The organism is Mesorhizobium sp. M4A.F.Ca.ET.090.04.2.1, from assembly GCF_003999085.1.
Classification (GTDB): domain Bacteria; phylum Pseudomonadota; class Alphaproteobacteria; order Rhizobiales; family Rhizobiaceae; genus Mesorhizobium.
Map to the genome: position 1 here is coordinate 1 of NZ_RZOT01000434.1, position 5,345 is coordinate 5,345.

Below are 5,345 nucleotides of genomic sequence, written 5' to 3' on the forward strand. Positions count from 1 at the left end.
AAAACCACCACCAAAACGGTGTGATTCCCTTGGCCTAACCACCCTCTCCCGGGTTCGGCCCGGGGGACGGAACCCGCATGAGGCCAGCGGGTTTTCTCCAACCAAGCGGAGAGGGACAGGAGATCTTTATGAGTTTCAAGGTTGCGGTAGTCGGCGCCACGGGCAATGTGGGCCGCGAAATGCTCAACATTCTGGATGAGCGCGGCTTTCCGGTAAGCGAAGTGGTGGCGCTGGCCTCGCGGCGCAGCCAGGGCACCGAAGTGTCCTTCGGCGACCGCACGCTGAAGGTCAAGGCGCTCGACACCTATGACTTTTCCGACACCGACATCTGTGTCATGTCGGCCGGCGGCAACGTCTCCAAGGAATGGTCGCCGAAGATCGGCAAGCAGGGCTGCGTCGTCATCGATAATTCGTCCGCCTTCCGCTATGACCCGGACGTGCCGCTGATCGTGCCGGAAGTGAACCCGGACGCGGTGGAACTGTTCTCGCGCAAGAACATCATCGCCAACCCGAACTGCTCGACGGCGCAGCTGGTCGTGGCGCTGAAGCCGCTGCATGACGCGGCGACCATCAAGCGCGTCGTTGTCGCCACTTACCAGTCGGTCTCCGGCGCCGGCAAGGAAGGCATGGACGAGCTGTTCACCCAGACCCGCGCCGTCTTCGTCGCCGACCAGGTCGACGTCAAGAAGTTCACCAAGCGCATCGCCTTCAACGTCATTCCGCATATCGACGTCTTCCTCGACGACGGCTTCACCAAGGAAGAGTGGAAGATGGTGGCCGAGACCAAGAAGATGCTCGACCCCAAGATCAAGTTGACGGCGACCTGCGTGCGCGTGCCGGTGTTCATCGGCCACTCGGAAGCGGTCAACATCGAGTTCGAAAAGCCGATCACGGCCGACGAGGCGCGCGAGCTCCTGCGCGAGGCGCCGGGCTGCCAGGTCTTGGACAAGCGCGAGAACGGCGGCTACATCACGCCGCTCGAATCGGCCGGCGAGGACGCCACCTTCATCTCGCGCATCCGCGAGGATTCGACCGTCGACAACGGCCTGTCGATGTGGGTCGTCTCCGACAATCTGCGCAAGGGCGCGGCGCTGAACGCGGTGCAGATCGCCGAACTTCTGGTCGAGCGGGGCCTGATCCAGCCGAAGAAGAAGGCGGCATAATCTCGCTCGCGGGCCGCACCGCCGCTGCCGCGGCGGGCCCTCCGCGGGGGGGCGCCGGACGACCGGCGGCCCGCGGTCGCGGGCTCGGCCTTCGGCCGGGTAGCTTCCTTCTCCCCGTTCACGGGGAGAAGGTCCCGGCAGGGGGATGAGGGGCGGCACCGGCATCTCAAGCAGGCGGTGGAGAGCCGGCATCACAACCGATTTTGCTCCGCCAATTCCATCAACATCGCCATCGCTTCCTCGGCCCGATCCGCCGGGACGAACAGATGGTCGTGGTAAAAGGCCGAGACCGGATTGACGCCCATGCCAGCCCCTGCCAACCGCGTGGTGATGGCGGCGAGGAATCCGACGGCTTCCAGCGAGGAGTGGATGTTCAGCGTGATCATCCGGCAGCGGAAGATGCCGTCGATGCCGACCGCTCTCGACTGGTCCTCCTTCACGATCAGCGTAAGGCCTTCCTGCTCGCGAAAGCTCATGACCGGATCGAGGCCATCCGGCATGGTCGCGCCCGGCGCCAGCGTCGCGAAGACGTGGACATCGGGAAGCAGTCGCGGCGTCATCGACGCCAACAATTTTTGCAGATCGGTTTCGCCGGTCATTTTTCCTCCCTCGGCGGCGCGCGGCTGCCAGTCTCGCGAGCCCGCCGCCTCGTCCTTAGACCGGCCGGATGAGCGCCGGTAGTGCCTGCCCGGGCGACACGGAAATGTCGCTGTCGACCGAGCTTGCTTTGCCGTTGCATAGCACAATGGACGGGATCGGGACCGGAGCCGGTCCGTCTGGGGGTTTTGATGATCGTCCGCCCGCGTCCGCGCTTCCTGCATCTGTTCTTCATCATGCGCGGCTCGGTGGTGCCGCGCATCCTGCCGCAGATCTTCGGTTTTGCCGCCTATGGCGCGCTGGTGGTATTGGTCATCAAAGCTCTCAAGCTCGACTTCGGCAATGCCGGCACGGCACCCTTCGCCCTGCTCGGCGTGGCGCTGTCGATCTATCTCGGCTTCCGCAACAACGCCGCCTATGACCGCTGGTGGGAGGCGCGCAAGCTGTGGGGCCAGCTCGTCTTCGACATCCGCAACCTGGCGCGCGCCTCGACCGGCCTTATCGAGGACCGGGCCGAATTGCGCGGCCTGTTGATGGATGCGATCGCGTTTTGCCATTTCCTGCGCGGCCTGCTCAGGCGGGTGGATGCTACGGCGGAAGCGCGCGGCTTCATCGGCGATGAGGCCGAAGCCGTGGTGAAGGCCGTCAACTCTCCCGATGCCCTGGTACGCAGGATGGGCGCGCGCATCGCGGCGCTGCGCAAGTCCGGGGCGCTCGATGCGGTCGGCTACCGCATCCTCGACGAGCGCCTGTCGGAGATCGCCGCCGCGCAGGCCGGCTGCGAGCGCATCGCCGGAACGCCGTTGCCTTTTGCCTACACGCTGCTGCTGCAGCGAACGGCCTACGTCTTCTGCCTGCTGCTGCCGTTCGGGCTGGTCGCGCCAGCCGGCTGGGCAACGCCGCTGTTCACGGCGCTGATCGCCTATACCTTCTTCGGCCTCGACGCGCTCTCGGAAGAGCTCGAGGATCCGTTCGGCACCCAGCCCAACGACCTTGCGCTGGATGGGCTTTGCCGCGTCTGCGAGATCTCGGTGTTCGAGGCGCTCGGCGAACCGGCGCCGAAGATGATCCCGGCCGAACGGTTCTATTTCTCCTGAGGCCAGAGCGTTCCAGCCCTGGCCATCCGGTTTGCGAGCCGGATGAGCGCTGCCTGGATTCTGTTTTTGACACCGCCGCTTGACTCGGCCGGCGGCCTCTCGTATAGAACCAAAAGGTTATATAACCAGTTGGTTCAATATGACGGATAGCCTCAGTCTGACCCTCGCCGCGCTTGCCGACCCGACCCGGCGCGCCATCCTGGCGCGGCTGGCGCTCGGCGAGGCCTCCGTCACGCAGCTGGCGGAGCCGTTTGCCATGAGCTTTCCGGCGGTGTCGAAGCACCTCAAGGTGCTTGAGCGCGCCGGCCTGGTGGCGCGCGGCCGCGACGCGCAGTTTCGGCCGCGCCGCCTGCAACCGGAACCATTGCGCGAGATCGACGAATGGCTGGAGACCTACCGCGTGCTATGGGACGCGCGCTTCGACCGGCTGGAAACCTATCTGCAAGCCTTGCAGGCGGGTGATCCCGGCGCAGGTAAAAGCTAAGCCGGCCAATCATCTTGCCGCCCTTGCGCAACAAGACATCCAGAGAGGGGAACATGACAGATCAGACCATCGACACGCCATCCGACGACCCGGTCATCATCATCACCCGGACCTTCGATGCGCCACGCGCGCTGATGTTCAAGCTTTTCACCGATCCATATCACCTGGTGCGATTCTGGGGACCGGAAGGCTCAACCTATCCGGTCTGCGAGATGGATGTACGGCCTGGAGGGCAATTCCGTCTGACCATGCGCTTCGCCGACGGCAGTGAATACCCAACCAACAGCGTCTATCTCGAAATCGCTCCGCCGGAGCGGATCATCTATCGCGACGCCCCGCTCGATCGCAGTCAGTGGCAGGATACCCTGCCGCCGCCCAACATGGTGACGACAATCCTGTTCGAGGATGCCGGCGGCAAGACGCGGATCGTCGCCAACATCCGCGCCAACTCGGTTGCCGCCCGCGACATGGCGGTGAAGATGGGCTTCGGCCAGATGGTCATGGCGAGCTACGCGCGGCTGGAAGCCTATCTCAAGACACTCTGAGTGCCCTTGCGGCGCGCCGGAATGAGCCGCGCGCATCTGTGAAAAAGATTCCGGCACGTGTCGGACGGTCGACGCGTGCCGCGTCCTTGGTTCGAGCCTGGCAAAGACGCCGGGGTTCTAACTAAAATATTAGGAGGGAACGTCAATGAGCATTGCTCAAACCGCGCCCGTGTCGTCGGGTGCCCTGTGGACCGGTCGCGTGCTCAGCGCGCTCATCGTGCTGTTCATGATCTTCGACGGCGCCATCAAACTGCCGCCGCTCGACATCGTCACCCAGACGATGGTGCAACTCGGCTGGCCGGCCGATCCCAACGCCGCGCGTATGCTCGGCATCATCGGGCTGATCTCCACCGCGCTCTACGCACTGCCGCGCACCTCGGTGCTCGGCGCCATCCTGCTCACTGCCTATATGGGCGGCGCCATCGCCACCAAAGTGCGGCTCGACAGCCCGCTGTTCTCGCACACGCTGTTCGGCGTCTATCTCGGCATCATTCTGTGGGCCGGCCTGTTCCTGCGTGACCCCAGGCTGCGCGCGCTGATCCCGTTTGCCCGCTAAGCATCGGGAGGACCGTAGAATGTTCACCACCATCCTCACTATCCTGATTGTCGCCATTGCCGCCGTGCTCATCTACGCCGCGACACGGCCGAACGATTTCGTCGTCAGCCGCTCGGCCATCATCAAGGCGCCGCCCGAGGCGATCTATCCGCTGATCAACGACTTCACGCGCTGGCCCGAATGGTCGCCTTACGAAAAACTCGACCCGGACATGAAGCGCACGCTGTCCGGCGCCGAAAGCGGCAAGGGCGCGGCCTATGCCTGGGAAGGCAACGGCAAGGCAGGCGTCGGGCGGATGGAGATCACCAGCTCGGTTCCATCCTCGCTGGTGGCGCTGAAGCTCGATTTCGAAAAGCCGTTCCGGGCCAACAACAGCGTCGACTTCACCTTGACGCCGTCCGGCGAGACCACGACCGTCACCTGGGCGATGCGCGGCGGCCGTCCGTTCATCGCCAAGCTGATGGGCCTGTTCATGAATTTCGACACGCTGATCGGCAAGGATTTCGAGGTCGGCCTCGCCAACTTGAAGCGAGCCGCCGAATAACTACCTGAAAATGCACCATCTTTGCGCGTCCGGGGGGACGCGCGGCACTGCAGGGCGGATCAAATCACGTCTTTGTGCGTTATCGCTGCAAGGCGGGTGCAGGCGCATTCCCGTTGGGGAGAAACGATGATGAAGAAAGCGATAGTCTTAGTGGCCCTGCTGATGGCGCTCGGCGCTTGCTCGCAGACGGAAAAGGGTGCTGCGGTCGGCGGCCTGGGCGGGGCGGCGATAGGCGCTGCCGTCGCGAATGACCCGGTGGAAGGCGCAGTCGTCGGCGGCGCCGTCGGCGCTGTCGCCGGTGCGTTGATTGGCCGGGCCAACGAGCCGGACCGCTGCCGTTATCGGGATCGCTATGGGCG

At 64.4% G+C, this 5,345-nt stretch carries 8 protein-coding genes; 7 read left to right on the forward strand and 1 reads right to left on the reverse strand.

Annotated elements, in window-relative coordinates:
* Positions 1-128 precede the first annotated feature (128 nt).
* A complete protein-coding gene (locus tag EN781_RS24860) occupies positions 129-1,163 on the forward strand; it encodes an aspartate-semialdehyde dehydrogenase (protein ID WP_126057397.1) in 1,035 nt (344 codons plus the stop codon).
* A gap of 191 nt (positions 1,164-1,354) precedes the next feature.
* On the opposite strand, the gene EN781_RS24865 is transcribed toward EN781_RS24860, so the two are convergent.
* Positions 1,355-1,762 carry an ACT domain-containing protein gene (locus EN781_RS24865; protein WP_126057398.1) on the reverse strand — a complete coding sequence of 136 codons (408 nt, stop codon included), beginning with the start codon at positions 1,760-1,762 and terminating at the stop codon, positions 1,355-1,357.
* 189 nt (positions 1,763-1,951) lie between these two features.
* On the opposite strand from EN781_RS24865, the gene EN781_RS24870 reads away from it, so the two are divergent.
* The 6 genes from EN781_RS24870 to EN781_RS24895 all read left to right on the forward strand — a co-directional run.
* On the forward strand, positions 1,952-2,857 hold the full coding sequence (locus tag EN781_RS24870) for a bestrophin family ion channel (RefSeq protein WP_126057399.1): 906 nt from the start codon (positions 1,952-1,954) through the stop codon (positions 2,855-2,857).
* Positions 2,858-2,996: 139 nt separating this feature from the next.
* Positions 2,997-3,341, forward strand: coding sequence for a metalloregulator ArsR/SmtB family transcription factor (locus tag EN781_RS24875; protein ID WP_126057400.1), 345 nt, complete (start codon positions 2,997-2,999; stop codon positions 3,339-3,341).
* A 53-nt stretch (positions 3,342-3,394) separates the two neighbouring features.
* Positions 3,395-3,886 (forward strand): SRPBCC domain-containing protein, encoded by a 492-nt coding sequence (locus EN781_RS24880; RefSeq protein ID WP_126057401.1) that lies wholly within the window; start codon positions 3,395-3,397, stop codon positions 3,884-3,886.
* Between the two features lie 145 nt (positions 3,887-4,031).
* A complete protein-coding gene (locus EN781_RS24885) occupies positions 4,032-4,442 on the forward strand; it encodes a DoxX family protein (RefSeq protein WP_126057402.1) in 411 nt (136 codons plus the stop codon).
* Positions 4,443-4,461: 19 nt separating this feature from the next.
* The gene (locus tag EN781_RS24890) at positions 4,462-4,986 is read left to right on the forward strand and encodes an SRPBCC family protein (RefSeq protein ID WP_126057403.1); all 525 of its coding nucleotides are present in this window, start codon (positions 4,462-4,464) and stop codon (positions 4,984-4,986) included.
* Positions 4,987-5,115: 129 nt separating this feature from the next.
* The coding region (locus tag EN781_RS24895; RefSeq protein WP_127400411.1) for a glycine zipper domain-containing protein at positions 5,116-5,345 on the forward strand (230 nt) is incomplete at its 3' end.

Coding starts and splice junctions, on each gene's coding strand:
- EN781_RS24860 (WP_126057397.1), top strand. CDS start 129: ATGAGTTTCAAGGTTGCGGTAGTCGGCGCCACGGGCAATGTGGGCCGC.
- EN781_RS24865 (WP_126057398.1), bottom strand. CDS start 1,762: ATGACCGGCGAAACCGATCTGCAAAAATTGTTGGCGTCGATGACGCCG.
- EN781_RS24870 (WP_126057399.1), top strand. CDS start 1,952: ATGATCGTCCGCCCGCGTCCGCGCTTCCTGCATCTGTTCTTCATCATG.
- EN781_RS24875 (WP_126057400.1), top strand. CDS start 2,997: ATGACGGATAGCCTCAGTCTGACCCTCGCCGCGCTTGCCGACCCGACC.
- EN781_RS24880 (WP_126057401.1), top strand. CDS start 3,395: ATGACAGATCAGACCATCGACACGCCATCCGACGACCCGGTCATCATC.
- EN781_RS24885 (WP_126057402.1), top strand. CDS start 4,032: ATGAGCATTGCTCAAACCGCGCCCGTGTCGTCGGGTGCCCTGTGGACC.
- EN781_RS24890 (WP_126057403.1), top strand. CDS start 4,462: ATGTTCACCACCATCCTCACTATCCTGATTGTCGCCATTGCCGCCGTG.